13 protein-coding genes and 1 pseudogene are annotated in these 20,328 nt (G+C 69.5%); 3 read left to right on the top strand and 11 right to left on the bottom strand.

Features of this window, described 5'->3' with window-relative positions; genetic code table 11:
• Nucleotides 1-515: 515 nt before the first annotated feature.
• The gene (locus Asi02nite_RS21380; RefSeq protein ID WP_203715581.1) at nucleotides 516-974 is read right to left on the bottom strand and encodes a DUF1707 domain-containing protein; all 459 of its coding nucleotides are present in this window, start codon (nucleotides 972-974) and stop codon (nucleotides 516-518) included.
• Nucleotides 975-1,054: 80 nt separating this feature from the next.
• On the opposite strand from Asi02nite_RS21380, the gene Asi02nite_RS21375 reads away from it, so the two are divergent.
• Complete coding sequence (locus Asi02nite_RS21375) at nucleotides 1,055-1,474, top strand: hypothetical protein (protein WP_203715580.1); 420 nt, start codon at nucleotides 1,055-1,057, stop codon at nucleotides 1,472-1,474.
• Nucleotides 1,475-1,537: 63 nt separating this feature from the next.
• On the opposite strand, the gene Asi02nite_RS21370 is transcribed toward Asi02nite_RS21375, so the two are convergent.
• Nucleotides 1,538-2,656, bottom strand: coding sequence for a ScyD/ScyE family protein (locus Asi02nite_RS21370; protein WP_239126884.1), 1,119 nt, complete (start codon nucleotides 2,654-2,656; stop codon nucleotides 1,538-1,540).
• 108 nt (nucleotides 2,657-2,764) lie between these two features.
• Between Asi02nite_RS21370 and Asi02nite_RS21365 the strand changes: the two genes are divergently transcribed.
• Nucleotides 2,765-3,514 carry a crotonase/enoyl-CoA hydratase family protein gene (locus Asi02nite_RS21365; RefSeq protein WP_203715579.1) on the top strand — a complete coding sequence of 250 codons (750 nt, stop codon included), beginning with the start codon at nucleotides 2,765-2,767 and terminating at the stop codon, nucleotides 3,512-3,514.
• A gap of 115 nt (nucleotides 3,515-3,629) precedes the next feature.
• On the opposite strand, the gene Asi02nite_RS21360 is transcribed toward Asi02nite_RS21365, so the two are convergent.
• From Asi02nite_RS21360 to Asi02nite_RS21325, 8 genes and pseudogenes are all read right to left on the bottom strand, one after another.
• A complete protein-coding gene (locus Asi02nite_RS21360) occupies nucleotides 3,630-4,388 on the bottom strand; it encodes an alpha/beta hydrolase (protein WP_203715577.1) in 759 nt (252 codons plus the stop codon).
• Nucleotides 4,389-4,460: 72 nt separating this feature from the next.
• Nucleotides 4,461-8,745: pseudogene (locus Asi02nite_RS21355) on the bottom strand (discoidin domain-containing protein).
• A gap of 36 nt (nucleotides 8,746-8,781) precedes the next feature.
• Nucleotides 8,782-11,892: a galactose-binding domain-containing protein gene (locus tag Asi02nite_RS21350; protein ID WP_203715576.1), complete on the bottom strand. Its 3,111-nt coding sequence runs from the start codon at nucleotides 11,890-11,892 to the stop codon at nucleotides 8,782-8,784.
• Between the two features lie 101 nt (nucleotides 11,893-11,993).
• Nucleotides 11,994-13,610, bottom strand: coding sequence for a glycoside hydrolase family 13 protein (locus tag Asi02nite_RS21345; RefSeq protein WP_203715626.1), 1,617 nt, complete (start codon nucleotides 13,608-13,610; stop codon nucleotides 11,994-11,996).
• Between the two features lie 85 nt (nucleotides 13,611-13,695).
• A complete protein-coding gene (locus Asi02nite_RS21340) occupies nucleotides 13,696-14,664 on the bottom strand; it encodes a carbohydrate ABC transporter permease (RefSeq protein ID WP_203715575.1) in 969 nt (322 codons plus the stop codon).
• A gap of 11 nt (nucleotides 14,665-14,675) precedes the next feature.
• Nucleotides 14,676-15,587 (bottom strand): carbohydrate ABC transporter permease, encoded by a 912-nt coding sequence (locus Asi02nite_RS21335; RefSeq protein WP_203715574.1) that lies wholly within the window; start codon nucleotides 15,585-15,587, stop codon nucleotides 14,676-14,678.
• A 68-nt stretch (nucleotides 15,588-15,655) separates the two neighbouring features.
• Nucleotides 15,656-17,023, bottom strand: coding sequence for an ABC transporter substrate-binding protein (locus Asi02nite_RS21330; protein ID WP_203715573.1), 1,368 nt, complete (start codon nucleotides 17,021-17,023; stop codon nucleotides 15,656-15,658).
• A 209-nt stretch (nucleotides 17,024-17,232) separates the two neighbouring features.
• On the bottom strand, nucleotides 17,233-18,240 hold the full coding sequence (locus Asi02nite_RS21325; RefSeq protein ID WP_203715568.1) for a LacI family DNA-binding transcriptional regulator: 1,008 nt from the start codon (nucleotides 18,238-18,240) through the stop codon (nucleotides 17,233-17,235).
• A 137-nt stretch (nucleotides 18,241-18,377) separates the two neighbouring features.
• On the opposite strand from Asi02nite_RS21325, the gene Asi02nite_RS21320 reads away from it, so the two are divergent.
• Nucleotides 18,378-18,935, top strand: coding sequence for a Uma2 family endonuclease (locus tag Asi02nite_RS21320; protein ID WP_239126890.1), 558 nt, complete (start codon nucleotides 18,378-18,380; stop codon nucleotides 18,933-18,935).
• On the opposite strand, the gene Asi02nite_RS21315 is transcribed toward Asi02nite_RS21320, so the two are convergent.
• The gene (locus Asi02nite_RS21315) at nucleotides 18,928-20,289 is read right to left on the bottom strand and encodes a dihydrolipoyl dehydrogenase family protein (RefSeq protein ID WP_373312299.1); all 1,362 of its coding nucleotides are present in this window, start codon (nucleotides 20,287-20,289) and stop codon (nucleotides 18,928-18,930) included. The two genes, Asi02nite_RS21320 and Asi02nite_RS21315, sit on opposite strands and share 8 nt — an antisense overlap.
• Nucleotides 20,290-20,328: the final 39 nt, after the last annotated feature.

The raw sequence follows: 20,328 nt of genomic DNA, 5'->3' as shown, positions 1-20,328 counted from the left end.
GCGCACGCGGATGGCATCGCCAACCCCGTCGAAACGCGGCCGCCGCCTCGATGACCGCCCTTTGCGTTGCGACATCGCCAACCCCCGCGGGCGGACGCCGCCACCGCCTCGACGACTGCGCTCGCGTTGCGACACCGCCAAACCGCCCACGGCGGACGCCGGCACCGCCTCGAAGACCGCGCTCACGGATGGCATCACCAGCCCGCGACCGAAACACAGCCACAGCCTCGACGCCCGCATTTACGGGTGGCATCGCCACACCCGCGGCCGGACGCTGCCGCCGCCTCGACGACCGCATTCGCGGTGCCATCCCCACCCAACCCGCGGCCACACGCCGCCGCCTCGACGACCGCGCTCGCGGCTGCCATCGCCACCCCACAGCCGAAACGCGGCCGGGCGCCTCATTGACCGTATTCGCGGGTGCCATCGCCAAACGCCCACGGCCGAACGCCGCCGGTCCTGGATGGCGGCGGGTGGCGACGCGCCCGAACTCAGTTGGTGCGGTTGCGGCGGCCCTAGATGGCTGGGCCGCGGCCGAGGGAGCGTGGGCCTCCGTCGCGGAGTTGGTGGGCGCGGCGTAGGGGCTTCGTGTGGTGGTAGACCCCGAAGCCCCACCCCAGCACCGGCCACAGGAACCACGGGTACCACGCCCCCGTGGTGACGGCTACCGCCAGCCAGATCATGAACATCAGGCTGCTGCCCGCCAAGTAGGCGGCCAAGTGTTTGCGGGCCGCCGCTTGTTGCGCGATCGCGCGTTCGCCGCGGCGGCGGGACTTTTCTCGGGATCTGATCCATTCCGGCGGCAGTTCTGCCATGACCTGGTCCAGGTCGGCTCGGGTCACCGCGGCGTAAGCCACCGACACCCTGTGGTCGAACTCGTCCGTCGTGAGATAGCCGGCGGCGGCCGCGTCGGCGAGCAACCCGGCGGCCGCCTCGCGCTCGGCCGTGGACACGCGTTCGTGCGGTTTCGTCATCTCGGACCCCCCTCTTCCCACCATCCATCTTCCAGGCTAGTCTTGTCACTGTCAAGATTGCTTGCCAATGTCAAGATTGGATGGCCACCGTGGCTCTCACCCCTACGTCACTGGGCATCGCCGGCATACTCCTGATGACGATCGTCACTATCGAGACCGGTGGGTACTACCTGACCAAGGTGGCCAGCAGGGCCGTCGCGTTGACTGATTTCCAGAAGGCTTTCGCCCGGGCCGGGCATGCGCACGCCGGTGTGTTCGTGATCCTCAGCCTCGTCGCGCTGCCCTATGCCGACGCGGCCGGGGCGCACGGCGTCTCGGGCTGGTTCGCCCGCACCGCGATCCCGATCGCCGCGATCCTGATGCCCGCGGGCTTCTTCTTCTCCTCGATGGGCCGCGGCCGCACCAAGCCCAACGCCCTGGTCGCCCTCATCTGGGTCGGCGCCCTGTTCCTCGCGGCCGGCGCGCTCACCCTCGGCATCCTGGTGCTGGCGGCGGCATGACCCGCGACGAGAACGGCCCTCCGGTCCACGATGGACCGGAGGGCCGTTCAGGAGGGAAGGAAGCTACATCACGATCCGCAGCAGTTCGCCGCGGCCGGCCGAGGTCGACCGGTTGGTCACGTACACCGCGCCGTCCCCGCCGACCGCGAGCCCGCCCGGTGCCGTCAGCCGGCCCGGTGCGAGTTCGGTGCGGTTGCCCCGCCGGTCGACGCGGATCAGCGCGCCCGTCTGGTCGCCGCTCGCCAAACCGTTCTTGGCGAGCTCCAGGACCAGCAGGCGGCCCTGCCGGTCGAACGCGATGTCGACGATGTTGGTGAAGCCGCGGGCGAACACCGTCGGCCGCTGGCCCGGCACCACCCGGTAGACCCGGGCACCGCCCACGGGGAACGGGGCGCCGGTCAGCTGGCCCACGTAGAAGGCGCCGTCCGGACCGCGTACGACCGAGGTCGGCACCGCCTGCATCGCCACCCGACCGCCGGACGGTCCGGCGACCATCCGGTTGGGGAAGACCGCCACCGTCGACATGGCACTGCGCCGGTCGATCGCGACCAGGCTGTTGCCGCCCGCGTCCACGGCCACCGCGCCGTCGCGGGTGCCGAGCACGCTGTACGGGTTGGAGTCCACACCCTGCCGGTCCGGGTCCCGCCGGCCCTCGTAGGCCGCCGGGTCACCGAACGACCGGGTGCTCCGGCCGTTGCGATCCGACTTCACGATCACGGTCTGCCCGAGCATCAGGCCCAGGAGACCCAGGTCGAACCGGCTCTGCGGGGTGCCGCCGAGCCCGAGCGCGGTGATGTACTCACCGTCACCGTACGGCGAGACGTCGTGCGGCCCGACCGCCGACGCACCGTCGCGGCCCGCGAGCGAGGGAAGACCGCTCACGATCCGGCGTTGCGTCCACGCGTCGCGCCGCCCGGTGCTCACCGCGGTGATCGCACCGCTGAGGCCGAGACAGACCTTGCCACCTTCGGGAGATTCGCGGCACTTGTCGCTCCGACCACCCCGGCCCGCCTCCGCGAGGACGACCGCGCCGTCGTAGCCGATCGTGACGCCGCGCGGGTTGTCCAGGCCGTGCGCGATCACGGAGACCCAGGTCCGCGGTGCGGCGTTCGCGGCCGCCGGAGCCAGCATGGTGACGGCGAGCGCCCCGGCCAGCACGGCGGCTAAACGATGAAGTCTCACAAAACCCCCCGTATATGCACAAAGGACACGGACATGCTGGCATGTACGCGCGGCGCCGGTGGGGTGCCCCGCCGTACGTCACCCGCGCGGGTCTGTGATCGTGGGGTGATGACCGTGCGAACCGAACGGGACGGCGCCGTCACCACCGTGGTCATCGACCGGCCGAAGCAGCGCAACGCCGTCGACGGCCCGACCGCCGCGGCGTTGGCCGGCGCGTTCCGGGCGTTCGAGGCCGACGAGAGCGCGGCGGTGGCGATCCTGACCGGCGCCGGCGACACCTTCTGCGCCGGCGCCGACCTCAAGGCGATCGGCGGCGCGCACGCCAACCGGGTCGCGGCGGCCGGCGACGGCCCGATGGGTCCGACCCGCATGGCACTGTCCAAACCGGTCATCGCCGCGATCGAGGGGTACGCCGTCGCGGGCGGCCTGGAACTCGCCCTCTGGTGCGACCTCCGGGTGGCCGCGGAGGACGCCGTGTTCGGCGTCTTCTGCCGCCGCTGGGGTGTGCCGCTGATCGACGGTGGCACCGTGCGGCTTCCCCGGCTGATCGGGGAGAGCCGCGCGATGGACCTCATCCTCACCGGCCGCCCGGTGGATGCCCGCGAGGCCCACCACATGGGCTTGGTGAACCGGCTGGCTCCCAAAGGTGGCGCCCACGCGGCGGCCCACGCCCTGGCGAACGACCTGGCCAAGCTTCCCCAGACCTGCCTCCGCAACGACCGCCGCGCGGTCTACGCGGGCACGATGGAAGCGGAGTTCGCGTTGGGCGTGGAGTCACTCGCCGCAAGCGCGACGGAAGGCGCCGCCCGCTTCGCCGCCGGAGCGGGCCGCCACGGCGAGCCCGCCCCGGGGATCTAACGCGGGCGACAGCCGTCCGCCATGCGGGCGGCCCGCCGCCGCCGCTCGCGAAGTCCGCGACGTTCGAAGGTCGAAGCCGAGACGCCAGGACCGCCTGGATCAGCTCGGCGGGTGGCTAGGCCGGGGCGTGTTTCTCCAGGAACGCGAAAAACGCCTGGCGGAGCTTCGCGTCGCCGCCTTCCGTGATGAGGGGGACGCCGTGGATCGTGCCGGGGGTGACGAGTGCCTGGGCGTCCGGGCTCGCCGTCGAGGCCGCCTCGAACGTCAGGGCCGCGTCGCCGAAGAGGCCGTCGTCCTGTTGCGCTAGGTACAGGGCCGGAACGCGCACCTTCGATGCCGCCTGTTCGGCGCTCACCCCGCCGTAGGCCAGCGGACCCGACACCGACACCACGCCGGACACCGGAGGGGTGATCGCAGGTGTCGCGGCGATCGAGAAGGTGCCGCCCATCGAAGCGCCGACCAGCACGATCGAGGTCGCGCCCGCGGTGCGCAACGCGGCGGCCGCCGCCACCACGTCCGTCTCGAAGCCCGCCTCGCTGCTCGACGACGCGCCGTGCCCGTGGAAGTCGAACGCGAGCACCCGGTAGCCCTTGCCGATCAGTTCGTTGAAGCCCAGGATCCACTGGCACAGGTCCGCCTCCGCCTGGTGGGCCAGTACGACACCCACCGAACCACTGCCGCCGATCAGGCCCGCCAGGTTGGTGGCACCGTCGACGCCGAAGCGGACCGGTTTCGCACCGACGCCCTCGGCCATCCCGGGACAGGACGCGCCGGGCACCGGCCCGGTCGAACTCGGCGCGACCGCGACGCCGCCGCCCGCGTCGCAACCGGCCAGGAGAAGCAACAAAGCACAGGTGGCGATCCCCCGTCGCATGGCAAGCAACCTCCATAAAGAGAGGAGTGCCCCGGGGACTCGGCGTTGTCCCCGGGGCACTCGGTCGATGGGTCAGTTGATGATCAGCTGGAACGTACTCGTCGTGTTCTTGATGTCCTGGAAGTTGTTGCTGAACCGCAGGTTGTTGAACGTCGCCGAGCCAACCGCCGGGCCCTGACCCGGCTCGGGCAGCTCGTTGACCCAGATCCCGAAGCCCGACTTCGCGTCGAACGCGTCACCGCTCTTCTGCGCACCCGAGATCGAGATGTTCGTGAAGACCGTGTCCTGCACCGGGTTCTCCGGCGTGGAACCGGTGTACTTGGTCTGGAACATGATCCCGGAGTACGTCGGATCGACGATGTCCACATTCGACACCCGGATAGCCCGGAACTCCTTGGACGCGGAGAACATCCAGATCGCCGGGAAGGTCTGCGCACCCCAGAAGTGCCCACCGGACCGGATGAGCGAGATGTTGTCGAACGTCGTCTGTTGCGGCCCGAACCCGACGAAGGCGTACCCGAAGTCCAGCGAGCTGATCGTCAGGCCAGAGTAGGTGAGCTGGTCGGCGATGTAGAGGTTGCGGAACGTGTTGCTGTGCCCGCCGTACACCGCCACACCGGCCGCCCGCCACGTCACCGTCGCCGACAGGTTCTCGAAGACGTTCCCCGTGTTGGCCCCGCCACCGGAGTCGGTCGCGGAGAACAGCGCGAACGCGTCGTCGCCGTTGCCCCGGCCCTCGTTGTTGGAGATCAGGTTGTTCGTGCTGCCGTTGGTCATGTTGACCGCGTCGGCGAACGTGTTGCGGAAGCGGCTGTTGGTGATCTTCAGACCGCTCACGCTCACGCCCCAGTAGGCGCAGACGGTGTGCTCGACCCAGACCCGGTCGATCGTCATGTTGTCGACGTCGCGCAACTCGCCCCAGACCTTGCCCGGCCCGTCCTCGCGGGGACGTGTAGTTGCCGAAGAAGGCGAGATCCTCGAACGAGGTGCCGCTCGCCGACGACTGCACGTCGAAGCCCGCGTTGGTGTTGGAGCCGGTCTGCGGCGTCTGGAACCGGGTGTACCACATGCCGGCGCCGACGACCTTGATCGGCCGCAGGTAGATCTGGAACTTGTTCTGCGTCTCGTAGGTGCCCGCCGGCAGGTAGACACCGAGCGAGTTGGCGTCCTGGCGGGCCGCGTCGAACGCCGCCTGGACCTCCTGCTGGCTCGTGCCGGCCGGCACCTTGTAGCGGGCCGGGTCCGGGTTGGCCCGCGGCGACACCTGCTCCAGGTTGACGAAGTCGACGGTCGCCTCTGTGCCGCTGTCCTTCTGCAGCCGGATCGTGGCACCGGCCGGGATCGACGAGTTCAGCATGATGTTGGCCTCGTCGTAGATGTGCCGCGGCCCGCCGGAGCCGGGCGAGTTGTTGGGGCTCGCCTCGGCGCCGTACAGCCACGCGTACCGCGAGTTGAGCGGGATCGCCTTGTGCAGCGACCCGTTCACGTAGATGTTCAGCGACGACGACTGGCCGCCACCGCCCGCGGCGTCCGGGATGGAGAACCGGACCACGAGGGTGTTGGTGGGGTTGCGGGTCGTCCACTGCACCCACGACCCGTTCGACGGCAGCCGCACCGCACGCCGGCCCGACGCCTCACCGGCGAGGTCGCCGATGATCCGGTTCGGCGCCAGCGACTGCGCGCCGCCACCGATCGTGCCGTCCTCGGCCTCGTACATGTCGTACGGCATGTTGGCGCCGCGACCGGAGAAGAACGGCCGGTCACTGGTGTTGTTGGCCCGCTTGACCGGCAGTTCGTTGGCGTCGTCGGCGAGCACGACCCGCACCGTGTAGCGACCGTTGGCGGCCACCCAGGTGCCCAAGGACACCGCCGGCGCCGTGGCACCCGCGGCGATCGCGCCGCTGTAGGAGCCGGTGAGCGTACGCACGACCGACCCCGACTCGTTGAGCACCGTCAGCGTGATGCCGTGCGCACCGCCCGCGGACGCGATCGTGCCCTGGTTGCGGATCGCCACCGAGAAGGTGACGGTCTGGCCGGCCGACGGGTTGTTCGGCGACCAGCTCACCGAGCCGGCGACGAGGTCGGAGCTCTGCACCTGGCCGACGACGAGGTTGCCGCCGGTGAAGGTGTTGTTGGCGTCGCTCTGCTCGATCACGGTGTTGCTCTCGTCGACCTTGGCGACGAGTTGGTACGTCCCGGCGTCCCGCGCACCGATGTTGGCGGTGACGGTGGTCTGCGCACCGGCCGCGAGCGCGCCGACGTTGGCCGTGGCGACCTTCGTCGTACCCAGGTAGAGCCCGACCGTCGTCGCACCGGCGCCCGCGTTGCCGATGTTGCGCACCGTGGCCGACAGCGTGATCGAGTCGGTCTCGATCGGGCTGGCCGGCGACGCCGAGATCGCGCTGACGGTCAGGTCCGGGTTCGGCGCCGGCGTGCCGATCACCTGGAACTCGGAGACCTGCCCGTTGGACGACCCGCTGTTGGCGGTGAACGTCAGCCGCACGTCCGCGACCGACGCGCTGACCGGGATCGTCATCGTGTTGCCGCCCGACGAGTTGCTGAAGCTGTAGGTCGCCGAGCCCACCAGTGTCGTGAACGTCGACGCGCTCTGCTCCCGACCCGAGACCGAGAACGTCTGGGTACGCGGACCCCACGCCCCGTCCGGCGGCAGCTTGACCACGACCGAGCTGACCGTGGCGTTCGCGCCGAGCGACACCGTCAGGGTGCTCGGGTACGCACCCGGCGCGCCCTCCCAGTAGGTGGTGGCGTTGTCGTCGTTGGCGTTGGCCGCGACGAACGTGTGCACAGTGGACGAGCCGGTGATCGGCTTGCCCACGGCCAGGTTGGTGCCGCCCGGCCCGCCGCTGCCGGCCCGGGTGACGCTGTTGCTGTTGCCCGACACGTTGCCGGCGGCATCCTTGGCCCGCACGTAGTAGGAGACCGTCGCGGTCGCCGGCTGCGTGTCGGTGTAGGTGAGCACGTTGCCGGCCACGCTGGCCCGCACCGCACCGTTGGCGTAGACGTCGTAGCCCGTGACGCCGACGTTGTCGGTCGACGCGTTCCAGGTCAACCGGATCTGGTTCGAACCCGGCTCGGTGTACGCGAGCCCGGCCGGCGCCGACGGGGCCTGCGTGTCGGTCGAGGTGCCCTGCCGCGTCACCGTGTTGCTGTTGCCCGACTGGTTGCCGGCGAGATCCTTGGCCCGGACGTAGTAGGAGACCGTCGCGCTCGTCGGCTGCGTGTCGGTGTAGGTGAGCACGTTGCCGACGCTGGTGCGCAGCTGCCCGTTGGCGTAGATGTCGTAGCCGGTCACGCCGACGTTGTCGGTCGACGCGTTCCAGGTCAACCGGATCTGCCCCGAGGCCGGCTGGGTGAAGGCGAGACCCGACGGCGCGGTCGGCGCCTGCGTGTCACCGGTCGTCGGGCCGTACACCTCGAACTCGGAGATCTGACCCGCGGGCCAGGCGGTGTTGGCGGTGATGTTCAACCGCACGTACCGCGTGGTCGCCTGGTTGAAGGTGATCGAGACGGTGTTGCCGTTGGCCGGGTCGAACACCCGACCGGCCGAGGGCGACAGGTCGCTGAACGACGTGCCGTTGGTGCTGCCCTGCACCGACAACGTCTGTGTGCGGGCGCCCCAACCGGACGTCGGCAGCTTGAGCACGACCCGGTTGACGGCGACGGCCGTGCCGAGGTCGACCTGGAGGTGCTCCGGGAAGGAGTTGTTCGTGCTCTCCCAGTAGGTGCCCTGGTTGCCGTCGACCGCGTTGCCCGAGCCGTAGACGTCGGAGTGCCCGCTCTCGCTGGTCGCCTTGCCGAGCGCGAGGTTGGTCGAGGACGTCGTCGCGCCGTACACCTCGAGCTCGGAGATCTGCGCCGCGCCCCACCCGGTGTTGGCGGTGACGTTGACCCGGACGTACCGGGCGTTGGTCGCGCCGAAGTTGACGGTGACCGTGTTGTTGTTGCCGGGCGAGAAGGTCTGGCCCGCCGACGAGGTGATGGCCGCGAAGCTGGAGCCGTTGGTGCTGCCCTGGATCGACAGCGTCTGCGTGCGCTGGCCCCAGCCGTCGGGCAGCTTGAGCACGACCTGGTCGATGCTGATCGTGCTGCCCAGGTCGACCTGGCCCCACTGGGGCAGGGCGCCGGAGCTCTCCCAGTAGCTGCCCTTGTTGCCGTCGGTGAGGTTGCCGGCGACGAAGCCGCCGTTGGTGCTGCTGGCCGAGGTGGGCTTGCCGGCGGCCAGGTTGGGTCCACCGGCCGCGGCGGCGGGCGAGCCGGACACGGCGGCCAGGGCGGTGCCGACCAGCAGGCTCGAGATCGTGGCGGCGATCAGCCGCCTACTCAGACGTCTTTTCATGGCAGGAGTTGCACCTCTTCCGTACGGGGGATGCGGTCAGGAGGTGTAGATCTCGAACTCGGCGAGCTGGCCGGCGGGCCAGCCCGTGTTGCCGGTGAACGTCAGCCGGACGTGGCGTTGCGACGTCGCCGGGAACGTGATGGTGGCGGTGTTGCCGGAGGCCGGGTTGAAGGTGCGGCCGGCCGCGGCCGACAGCGTGCTGAACGACGATCCGTTGGTGGAGCCCAGGACCGCGACCGTCTGGGTACGCGTCGCCCACGCGGCCGCCGGCGGCAGCTTGAGCACGACCCGGGAGATCGACACGCTGGAGCCGAGGTCGACGGTCACCGACTGCGGGAACGCGTTGTTGGCGCTCTCCCAGTAGGTGTTGGCGTTGCCGTCGACGGTGTTGGTCGCCGCATAGCTCTGGACGTGGCTGGTCTCGGTCGTCGGCCGGCCCGCCGCGAGGTTGGTGACCGGCGGCGGGGTGGTGCCGCCGCTGCCGTAGACCTCGAACTCGGAGAGCTGGGCGGCCGGCCAGACGTTGTTGCTGGCGAACGTGAGCCGGACGAACCGCCGGCTGCCGGACGGCAGGTTGACCGTCACGGACGAGCCCTGGTTGAACGTGTAGTTCGCCGCGCCCACGATCGAGGAGTACGAGCCGCCGTCGGTCGAGCCGAGCACCGCGATGTTCTGCGTACGCGTTTCCCAGTTCGCCGGCAGCTTGAGCACCAGCCGGTTGACGGTGCGCGCACTGCCCAGGTCGACGGTCAGCGACTGCGGGAACTGCCCGTTGCCGCCTTCCCAGTACGAGGCGGCGTTGCCGTCGACGGTGTTGCCGGCGACGTACGGCCCGTTGTTGCTGGTCGCCGTCACGGGCCGGCCGGCGGCGAGGTTGCCCGTGCCGGGGTCCGTGCCGCCGCCCGTTCCGTTGCCGGACAGGCCGACCACCAGGTCACCGGGCGTCGTCTGGACGAACAGCATGCCGCCGCGGTTGCCGGTCGCGGTCGGCCGGAACGTCACCGACACGGTGCAGGTCGCGTTGGGCGCCAGCGTCCCCGGGCAGTTGTTGGTCTGCGCGAACTCCCCCGGCGACGCCGAGATCCCGGACACGGGCGCGTTGGCGTTTCCGGTGTTGCGCAACGTGACGGACCGGGCCGCGCTGGTCGTGTTGACCGCCTGGTCACCGAAGTTGACGCTGCCGGGCTCCGCGACGATCTGGCCGGACCCCGGTGGGGTGGTCGGCGGGTTGGTCGGCCCGCTGTTCCACTGTGGAGCCGGCCAGGGACCGCAGTCCGGCGTCGCGGTGTACCAGCCGGAGTTGCCGGCGCCCTGCGTGATCTGGAACCCCGAGCCGACGCAGTTGTGGATCGGCTTGGCCTGGGCGATGCCGGTGGCCACCACGTTGGTGAACGACACCTGGCTCGGCGCCTGCACCTGGAGCGCGTACGTGCCCGCGCCCTGGATCCGGACGTTGTTGAAGTTGATCCCGCGAGTCTGGCCCTCGATCCAGTGCAGGGCCGCGTACGAGCTGTCCAGGATGTCGGTGTCGGTGATGTTGATGGTCGCGTCGCCGGCGAACGCCTCGTTCAGCGCCGAGAACCAGATCGCGCCGACCCCGAAGTTCCAGTTGTAGTCCGAGTTGCCGGCCCGGATCGTGGTGTTGCGCGCGATCGTCCAGGTGCCGTGCACCGCCGTCGCGCCCTGCACGCCCGGGTAGCGGTTGGCGACGTGGATGCCACCGCCGTTGGTCAGCGAGTCGGCCACCACGTTGTCGCTGATGGTGATGTCCCGCCCGCCGTAGCTGACGAGGTGGTTGGCGAGCAGCGTGACGCCGATCGTGTTGCGGGTGAAGGAGTTGCCGACGTTGGGCACGTTCTGCGCCCACATCGCCAGCGCGTCGTCGCCGGTGTTGCGGACGAACGTGTTGGTCACCGTCGAGTTCGTGACGCCGGTGTGGAAGTTCACCCCGTCCGCGGTCTGGTCGAGGATCCGGCTGTTGCGGATCGTGAAGTTGTTCATCGGGCCGTCCATCCACGCACCGACCTTGGTGTGCTGGATCCAGACGTTGTCGATGACCGAGTCCGACATCGCGCCACCGAACGCGTTGACCTGGTCCTCGTCGACCCGCTCGCGGATGTCGCCGATGATCGCGAGGTCGCGCACGGTCACGTTGCGGCTTGGCCCGTTGGCCTCGTGCGGCCGGATCTCACCGGTGTAGCCGCCGCCGGGCACGTACTTGCCGTAGATGCCGGCCGCCCGCTTGCGGTCGGTGGGGTGGCGGCCGCCGAGCACGGAGTACCAGGGCCCGGCACCGCGCAGCGTCACGCCGTCGACCACGACGTGGTCCCAGAGCGTGAAGTTCCCCTGGGGCACGTAGACCGGGCGTCCCTGCGCCTGGCCGGCGTTGACCGCGGCCTGGAACTTGGCGGTGGAGTCGGTCGCGCCCGTCGGATCGGCGCCATAGTCGGCCACCACGTCGATCGCATTCGCCGGTCGAGAGATCGCGCCCGGCACGTTCTCGAAGTCCGCCAGGTCGATCGTGAACGTCGGCGACTGCGCCGTCGAGTTGACCTGCAGCCGGATCTTCGTGCCGGTCGGCTGCGTCGAGCCGAACAGCGCCCGCGCCTCGTCGTAGAAGTGGTGCGGGTTGGTGTCACCCGGGTTGTTGTTGAACGGGTAGCCGCCGTAGTACCAGCCGTACTTCGACGTGACCGGCACGGTCTTCAGCAGCGAGCCGTTGGCCCGCAGGTCGATGGTCGCGTCCCGCCCCTGGCCCGACGGCCCGTCCGGGATGCTGTAGCGGAAGGTGACGGCGTTGGCCGGCGCGGTCAGCGTGAACTCGACGTACTCGCCGACGGCGTCCAGCGTGACCGCCTCGCGCCCGGAGGCCTCGGCGGGCAACTGGCCGTAGAACCGGGTCGGGCCGATCTTCGTGCCGGTGTGCGCGACCTCCTCCGCCTCGTGCTCGACGAAGGGAACGGTCGCGCCGCGGCCGACGATGTCGAACGGCGAGAGCCCGGCCGCGCCGGCCGGCGTGGACATGGTGACGACGGCGAGGCCGGTCGCCACCAGGGCGGAACTCGCCAGGATGGCGAGCCCCGCCCGGCGACTGGTGCGCGGTGCGGTGCCGGCTGTGGGCGCAGCGACGGCAGTTGGGTCGGGCATGGGTTGCCTTTCGAGAGGTGGGACGATCCCCCCGTGCGTGGTGCCCTTGGTGCGCGTACCCCGTGGTCTTCAGTTGTGTGCCGTGGAGCCGGATCAGGTCGTTATGCGGTCCGCAACCAAGCGGTCGTGTCCGGCGGGAGCCGGTCGCCGTCGATCGGGCCGCTCGCCAGCCAGATCTCCTCGTGTTCGGGGAGATCCACGCTGACCGCGGAGAGGTTGGCGACGCAGACGAAGCGCGGGTCGCGGGCGAACGACAGCACACCGTCGTCGGCCGGCAGCCAGCGCATCGTGCCGTCGCCGAGGGCGGCCGCGCCGCGCCGGACGCGCAACGCGGTGCGGTACAGCTCGAGCATCGAGTGCCGGTCGCCGGTCTGGGCCTGGACGGTGCGGTCCTTCCAGTCGGCCGGCTGCGGCAACCACGGTGCGGCCGCGCCGGCCGGGCTGAAGCCGAACGGCGACTCGACGCCGGACCAGGGCAGCGGCACCCGGCACCCGTCGCGGCCCGGGTCGACGAAGTTGGACCTCGGATACATCGGGTCGGTGCGCAGCGCCGGCGGGATGTCCTCGACCTCCCAGAGCCCGAGCTCCTCGCCCTGGTAGATGTAGGCCCCACCGGGCAGCGCGAGGCAGAGCAGCGCCGCCGCCCGCGCCCGCTGGTAGCCGAGCTGCAGATCGGTCGGCGTGCCCTCGCGCTTGGTGTCGAAGGCGAACGTGGTGTCGGCGCGGCCGTAGCGGGTCACCGGGCGGGTCACGTCGTGGTTCGAGAGCACCCAGGTGGCCGGCGCACCGACCAGCGCGTGCGCCTCGAGCGTGCGGTCGATGCAGGCGCGCAGCAGCTCCGGATCCCAGGCGCAGCCGAGGAAGTCGAAGTTGAACGCGGCGTGCATCTCGTCGGGCCGCAGGTAGTTGGTGAACCGGTGCGGGTCGGGCAGCCAGACCTCGCCGATCAGCGCCCGCTCGCCCGGGTACTCGTCGGCGATCCGCCGCCAGCTCCGGTAGATCTCGTGGACGCCGTCGAGGTCGTGGAACGGGTGCTGCTCGGCGTCGGCGACCTCGGGCAGCGCCGGGTCCTTCAGCAGCAACGCCGCCGAGTCGATCCGGATGCCGTCGACGCCGCGGTCGAGCCAGAACCGCAGGATGCTCTCGAACTCGGCCCGGACCCGGGGGTGGTCCCAGTTGAAGTCCGGCTGCTCGGGGGTGAACAGGTGCAGGTACCAGTCGCCCGGGGTGCCGTCCGGGTTGGTGGTGCGGGTCCAGGTCGTGCCCTTGAACTCGCCCCGCCAGTCGGAGGGCATCTCGTCACCGTCGGGCCCGCGACCGGGCCGGAACCAGAACAGGTCGCGCTCCGGTGCCCCGGGCCCGCCGGCCAGCGCCGCCTGGAACCACGGGTGCTGGTCGGAGCAGTGGTTCGGGACGATGTCGATGATCACCCGGATGCCCCGCTCGTGGGCCTCCGCGATCATCGCCTCGGCCTCCTCGAGGGTGCCGAAGATCGGGTCGATGTCGCGGAAGTCGGACACGTCGTAACCCGCGTCCGCCATCGGCGACGGGAACCAGGGGCTCAACCAGACCGCGTCGACCCCGAGCCCGGAGAGGTGGTCCAGGTGTGCCCGGATGCCGGCGATGTCGCCGATGCCGTCGCCGCTGCCGTCGGCGAAGCTGCGGGGGTAGATCTGATAGATCACCGCCCCGCGCCACCACGGCTGGCTCTCTGCGATGGACACTGGATACCTGCTTTCTGTTTCGGGTGGTTCGGTTGCGTTCGTGCTGGTCCGGCCCCTTCGCCGGCGCCGTATCCGCTGCTCAGCCCTTCATACTGCCCGCCGCCAATCCGCCGATGATGCTCCGCTGGAAGATGAGGAAGACCACGATCATCGGGACGCTGGCGATCGCCAGGCCCGCCATCAACTGGGTCGGCGGCACCTGGCTGGTCGAGGCGAGCCGGCTGAGCGCGACGCTGAGGGTCTGCGTCTCCGGGTCCTGCAGCACCAGCAGCGGCCAGATGAAGTCCTTCCAGATGGCCACGATCGAGAAGATCGACACCACGCCGAGGACCGGCCGCGACAGCGGCAGGACGATGCTCCAGAGCACCCGGAACCGGCCGGCGCCGTCGAGCGCCGCGGAGTCGAGCAGGTCGTTGGGTATCTGGTCGAAGAAGCGCTTGAGCACGTAGATGTTGAACGCGTTGGCCACCGCGGGCAGCCAGAGCGCCCACGGGGTGTTCAGCAGGTTCCAGCCGAAGATCGGCACGTCGCTGACGGTCAGGTAGGCCGGGATGAGCAGCGCGGTGGCCGGCAGCATCAGGCTGGCCAGCATCGCGCCGAGCACGACCTTGCCGAACATCGGCCGCAGCTTCGACAGGGCGTACGCGACGGCGACCTGGAAGACGAGTTGGATCAGCCAGCCGCCGAACGCGTACAACGCGGTGTTGCCGAAGAACTTCGCGATCCGCATCCGGTCCCAGGCGAGCTGGTAGATCTCCGGGACGAAGGACTGCGGGAACAGCGTCGGGTTCGGCTGCGCGTACTCCTCGGGTGTCTTCACCGCGCTGCTGAACATCCAGTAGAGCGGGAAGATGAAGACGGCGAGGAAGAGCAGGAAGACCAGCGTCAGGACCAGCCAGTAGACGACGCGACCCGGGCCGCGGCTGATCTCCGTTTCGGAGAAGAGGGTACGCGTGGCCCCGGAACTGCTGGCCGTGCGGCGCTTCTTCGGCGGCGGGACGACCGGCGGGGTGGCGGGCAGCGGCCGGATCGGCGTGGTGATCGTCATCGTCGTACCCCTCAGTCCCGGTCCCGGGTGACCCGCAGGTAGATCGCGGAGAAGATGGCCAGCACCACGAAGAGCAGCACGCTCATCGCGGCGGCCATGCCGAAGTCCTGGTTCACGGTGAACGCGTACCGGTAGATCAGCACCATGACCGTGACCGTGTCGGGGTTCGAGGTGCCGGTGAGCTGGTACGGCTCGATGAAGACCTGCATGGTCGCGATGACCTGCAGGAGCAGCAGGACCAGCATGATGAACCGCAGTTGGGGCAGCGTGACGTGGCGCAGCCGGCGCCAGGCGCTGGCCCCGTCGAGCTCGGCCGCCTCGTAGAGGTCGCCGGGGATGCTCTGCAGGGCGGCGAGGTACATCAGCGTGGCGCCGCCCAGGTTGGCCCAGGTGCTGACCAGCACCAGCGAGATCATCGCGGTCGACGACGACTGGGTCCACTGGGACTCGGGCAGCCCGACGCCGCGCAGGATCGTGTTGAACAGGCCGAAACCCGGGTCGTAGAAGTACCGGAAGAGCAGCACGCCGACGATCGGCGGGAGCATCACCGGCAGATAGACGGCCACCCGGAAGAAGCCCTTGAGGTGCCGCATCTCGTTGATCAGGATCGACAGCGCCAGGGGTACGAGGAAGCCGAAGACGAGCGCGATGCCGGTGAAGACCAGCGTGTTCTTCCAGGCCGTCACGAACAGCGGGTCGTTGAAGATGGCGGTGAAGTTCTCGGCACCGACCCAGTAGGGATCGGTCACGAAGTTGATCTGCTGGAAGCTCAGGATGACGCCGCGCACCAGCGGGTACCACGAGAAGAGCGCGAAGCAGGCGATGCCTCCGGCCATGAAGGCGTACGCCATGAGGTTGTCCTGGATCTTCCGGCCGAGGCGGCTGCGGAACGCAGTCCGTCGGCCGGCGGTGGCGACCGCCATCTCCAGCGTCCTCTTTCGTCTTGGGTGGGCCGCCGCCGGCTCGTTGCCCCGGCGGCGGCCCTCGTTGGTTACTTGACGCTGGCGAGGATGCTGTTGACCTGGGTCTCGGCGTCCGCGAGCAACTTGGCGATGTCGGCGTTCTTGTCCGTCAGCACCTTCTGCATCGGCACGTCGAGCACCGCGTAGATCTGCTGCGCGTTCGGCGGCTCGAGCTTCAGCGGGATGTTGGCGGTCGCGTCGGCGAACGGCTTGTAGTTCTCGACCGGCAGGTTCTTCAGCTTGTCGATCGCCGCCTGCTGCTTGGCCTTGGCGTCACCGGTCCACAGCGCGGGCTCCGGCAGGCCGACCGGGGTCTTCTGCTCCGCGGCCCACTGGTATTCCGCCTCGATCCGGTCCGGGTTGTTCCACCAGTAGGTCAGCCACTTGAGACCGGCGCGGATCTTCTCGGGCGTGGCCTTGGCGTTGAACATGTAGCCCTCGCCACCGGCCAGCGTGGCCGTGCCGTTCGGGATCGGGCCCAGGCCGTACTTGTTGAAGTCGCCCTTGAACTGGTTGACGATCGTCTCGATGTTGTCCGGCGCGGCCACGTACATGCCGAGCTTGCCGGAGCCCATCATCTGCAGCAGGTCAGCCCACTCCAGGAGTTGGCGCGCGCCCATGCTGTTGTCGGTCCAGCGCATGTCCTTGAGCTGCTGCAGGACCTGCTTGCCCTTGTCGTCGTTGAACGCGGCCTTCCAGGTGCCACCGTTGTTGACGGCGATGTCGCCGCCGAGCGAGTACATCTCCGCGGTGAAGTGCCAGCCACCGGTGTTGTTCTTGCTGTAGTCGCCGTAGCCGACATAGTCCTTGCCCAGGCCGGCGATCTTCTTGGCCGCGGTGCGGACCTCTTCCCACGTCTTCGGCGGGGAGTTCGGGTCGAGCCCGGCCTTCTCGAACAGCTCCCGGTTGTAGAGCAGGCCGAGGGAGTAGTTCTTGGCCGGCAGGCCGTACACCTTGCCGCCGTCGTCCGAGAAGATCTTCATGAGATCCGGGCGGATCTCCTTGGTCGGCGCGAACTCGTCCAGGTACTTGCTGATGTCGGCGACCTGGCGCTTGGCGATCAGGCTGCCCGGGTCGGTGAAGTAGACGTAGAAGACGTCTTCGAGCTGGCCACCCGCGAGCTTCGACTGGAAGGTCTGCGGGTCCATCTTGCCTTCCTTGGCGTCCACGTCGATGTTCGGGTTGAGCTTCTCGAACTCGGCGACGTTGTCGAGGAAGTGCTTGCGGTTGACCGCCTCGGTGTCCGGCGGCAGACCGTTGATGACGAGCGTGACCTTGGCATTGGGGTCAGAAGCCGGTGCCTCGCCGCCGTCGTCGGAGCCGCACGCGGCAGCCGACAGCGCGACCCCGGCGACCAGCAGTAGCCCGACAGCGCTACGCAACCTGGATCTGGTCATGAGAGGAACGCCCTTCCTGGGTGGAGCGGGGAATTCTCGGTGTGATGTGGCTCTCGCACGTGCATGTTTCGTGGCGATGACGATACAAAGCCGAACTAGGCCCCGCAAGAAGCTGACTGGTCTCAGAAAAAACACGACTTCCTGTGGGAGCGCTCCCATTCTACGCACGAAAATGGGGCGGACCGGGTGGTCCACCCCATCGACGCAGGTCAGCGCGAGCCGGCCGGGCCGGTCGAACCGCGTACCACCAGCTCCGGTTCGAAAAGAAGCTCGTCGGTGTTGACGCCGACGCCCTCGATCTGGTTGACCAGGATGTCGACGGCCGCCTGGCCCATCATCTCGATCGGCTGGCGGATCGTCGTGAGCGGCGGGTCGGTGCAGGTCATCAGGCCCGAGTCGTCGAAGCCGATGACCGAGATGTCGTCGGGCACCTGCTTGCCGAGCCGCCGGACGGCCCGGATCGTGCCGAGGGCGATGACGTCGCTGGCGCAGATCAGGCCCGTGGCGCCCTTGTCGATCAGCTTGGTCGCGGCGACGCGGGCGCTCTCCATCGAGAAGCTGGTGCGGCCGACCCAGCGCTCCGTCTCCTCCGGACCCCACCCGGCGGCGTCGGCCATCGCGGCGAGCTTGCGGCGGGAGGGCACGTGGTCCTCGGGGCCGAGCACGATGCCGATGTGCTCGTGGCCGAGTGAGCGCAGATGGCCGAAGGCCTGCTCGACCGCGACGGCGTCGTCCGTGGAGACCCGGGGGAAGGGGAGCTCGTCGACGCCGGCGTTGACCAGGACCACCGGAAGGCCGCGGTCGGTGAGCTGGCGGTAGTGCTCGTGCTTGGCGTCGGCCAGGGCGTACGCGCCGCCGGCGAAGATGACGCCGGAGACCTGGTGGTCGAGGAGCATGTCGACGTAGTCGGGCTCCGAGATGCCGCCGATGGTGCGGGCGCAGAGGGCGGGGGTCAGGCCGCGCTGGGCGAGGGAGCCGGTCACCACCTCGGCGAGGGCGGGGAAGATCGGGTTCTGCAGTTCGGGCAGCACGAGGCCGACGAGCCGGGCGCGCTCGCCGCGCAGCTTCGTCGGGCGCTCGTAGCCGAGCACGTCGAGGGCGGTCAGCACCGCGGTGCGGGTCGACTCGGAGACGCCGTCACGGCCGTTGAGCACCCGGCTGACGGTGGCCTCGCTGACGCCGGCTTTCCGCGCGACCTCGGTCAGTCGTCTGGTCACGCCGCAAGGCTACGTCACGTTCTTGCAAGAAAACGACAGCCGTTTGCCCGACCCCGACAGCCATGGGTTATCCACAGGTTGTAATTGATCAAACGCAGATGCAACGCTGATCGCGTAGAAAGGAGGGCGTGACAGTGATGACACCCGATATGCCGGCGGTGGCAGAGGTTCCGTGGACGGTCGATCGTCTCGCCGACCTTCCCGAGAGCGGCTACCGGTTCGAGATTTTCGATGGGAGCCTTCTGGTGAGCCCGCCGCCCGCCATGCCGCATATCGCTACGACGACGCTGCTGCGCGATGCCCTCTATGACCAAGCGCCCCGACACTTTAAGTTGATCGAGAGCGCCGCGCTGGTGCCAGATGCCCGAAACTACTACGTTCCCGACTTGATTGTCGTGCGGGCTGAAGTCCTCAAGAGCCGCGACCGTGGAGTCAAGCCCGCTGATGTGCTGCTCGCGATCGAGGTGGTCTCACCCTCCAACCCCAGCAACGACCTGATCCTCAAGAGGAACGTCTACGCCCATTTCGGAATCCCCGAGTATTGGATCGCCGATCGGCGAGACGAGTCGCTGCTGGTATTCCACCTCGGCACGAACAAGCACTACGAGCTGGTGGCGAAGTGCCACGCCGGAGACGGATGGCAATCTGATCGCCCATTTCCGGTCGCGATCGATCCCGTCGACATTTTCATTTAACGAGGTTGCGGAGGGCGTCTTCGACGGCGCGGTGGAAGGTGGGGTAGGCGTAGATCATGCTGCGGAGTTGAGGGAGCGGCACGCGGGCGTGGACTGCGAGGGTGAGCATGCTCAGGACCTCGCCGCCCATGGGGCCTACCGACGTCGCGCCGACCAGGACGTCGTCGGCAGCAACGAGTTTGATCAGGCCCGTGTTGCCTTCCTTGTGGATCCAGCCGCGGGACGACGTCGTCAGGTCGGTCTGTCCTACTCGGACGCTCATGCCCCGGTCGCGGGCCTCGGCCTCGGTCAGCCCGACCGAGCCCACCTCCGGGTCGGTGAAAGCGACCCGCGGCACCGCGCGGTAGTCCGCCGGCGGGCCTTCCTGGCCCAGGATGTCGCGGATCGCGATGCCGGCTTGATACATCGCCATGTGGGTGAACGCGCCGTGCCCGGTCACGTCGCCGACCGCCCAGATGCCGTCCGCGGCACGCATGCGGTCGTCGGTGTCGATCGCCTTCGCCGTCGCGTCGAGGCCGACCGTCTCCAGGCCCAGGTCGGCCACTCGGCCCCGCCGGCCCGTCGCGACCAGCAACCGGTCGCCGGTCGCGGCGGCCGCACCACCACCCAACTCGACCGCGAAACCCTCCTGCTCGCTGTGCAGCACCCGGGTCGCGTGCATGCCGAGACGCACGGTGACGCCGTCGGCCTCGAGGGCGGCCTGCACCAGGTCGGCCGCCTCGGGCTCGTCGAACGGCAACAGCCGGTCGGCCGCCTCGACCACCGTCACCCGCACCCCGAACCGGGCGAACACCTGCGCGATCTCGACCCCGATCGACCCGCCGCCGAGCACGACCAGCGAGGTCGGCAGGTGCTCGACCTCGATGGCCTCGCGGTTGGTCCAGTACGGCGTGCCGGCCAGGCCTTCGATCGGCGGCGCGACCGGCGCCGCGCCCGTCGCGAGCACGATGCCCCGGGTCGCCTCGAACGTCTGGTCGCCCACCGCCACCGTGCGCGGCCCGGTCACCGTCGCGTAACCCCGGACGAACCGCCCGCCCTTGCCCACGAACCGGTCGACCGCGACCGTGTCGTCCCAGTCGTCCGTGGCCTCCTCGCGGATCCGCTTGGCCACCGGGGTCCAGTCGGGCTGCACCGACGCCGACCCGGCCAGCTTGGCGACGCGGCCCGCCTCGGCCAGCGCGTTGCCCGCGCGGATCATCATCTTGCTCGGTACGCAGCCCCAGTAGGGACACTCGCCCCCGACCAGGTTGCTCTCGATGCCGACGACCGCGAGACCCGCCTCGGCGAGCTTGCCGGCGACCTCCTCGCCTCCGACGCCCAATCCGACCACGACGACGTCCACGCGCTCAGCCACGTAGCCCATTAAACGTCAGACCCGCCTACGCTGGCCCGC

The organism is Asanoa siamensis (genome assembly GCF_016862555.1).
In the GTDB taxonomy this organism is placed as follows: domain Bacteria; phylum Actinomycetota; class Actinomycetes; order Mycobacteriales; family Micromonosporaceae; genus Asanoa; species Asanoa siamensis.
The sequence above is the reverse complement of the archived record's forward strand: the minus strand, read 5'-3'. Positions and strand labels throughout refer to the sequence as shown.

What these genes read in the sequence shown, in the direction of transcription:
- Asi02nite_RS21380 (WP_203715581.1), bottom strand. Translation starts at nt 974, where the DNA reads ATGACGAAACCGCACGAACGCGTGTCCACGGCCGAGCGCGAGGCGGCC.
- Asi02nite_RS21375 (WP_203715580.1), top strand. Translation starts at nt 1,055, where the DNA reads ATGGCCACCGTGGCTCTCACCCCTACGTCACTGGGCATCGCCGGCATA.
- Asi02nite_RS21365 (WP_203715579.1), top strand. Translation starts at nt 2,765, where the DNA reads ATGACCGTGCGAACCGAACGGGACGGCGCCGTCACCACCGTGGTCATC.
- Asi02nite_RS21360 (WP_203715577.1), bottom strand. Translation starts at nt 4,388, where the DNA reads ATGCGACGGGGGATCGCCACCTGTGCTTTGTTGCTTCTCCTGGCCGGT.
- Asi02nite_RS21350 (WP_203715576.1), bottom strand. Translation starts at nt 11,892, where the DNA reads ATGCCCGACCCAACTGCCGTCGCTGCGCCCACAGCCGGCACCGCACCG.
- Asi02nite_RS21340 (WP_203715575.1), bottom strand. Translation starts at nt 14,664, where the DNA reads ATGACGATCACCACGCCGATCCGGCCGCTGCCCGCCACCCCGCCGGTC.
- Asi02nite_RS21335 (WP_203715574.1), bottom strand. Translation starts at nt 15,587, where the DNA reads ATGGCGGTCGCCACCGCCGGCCGACGGACTGCGTTCCGCAGCCGCCTC.
- Asi02nite_RS21330 (WP_203715573.1), bottom strand. Translation starts at nt 17,023, where the DNA reads ATGACCAGATCCAGGTTGCGTAGCGCTGTCGGGCTACTGCTGGTCGCC.
- Asi02nite_RS21320 (WP_239126890.1), top strand. Translation starts at nt 18,378, where the DNA reads ATGACACCCGATATGCCGGCGGTGGCAGAGGTTCCGTGGACGGTCGAT.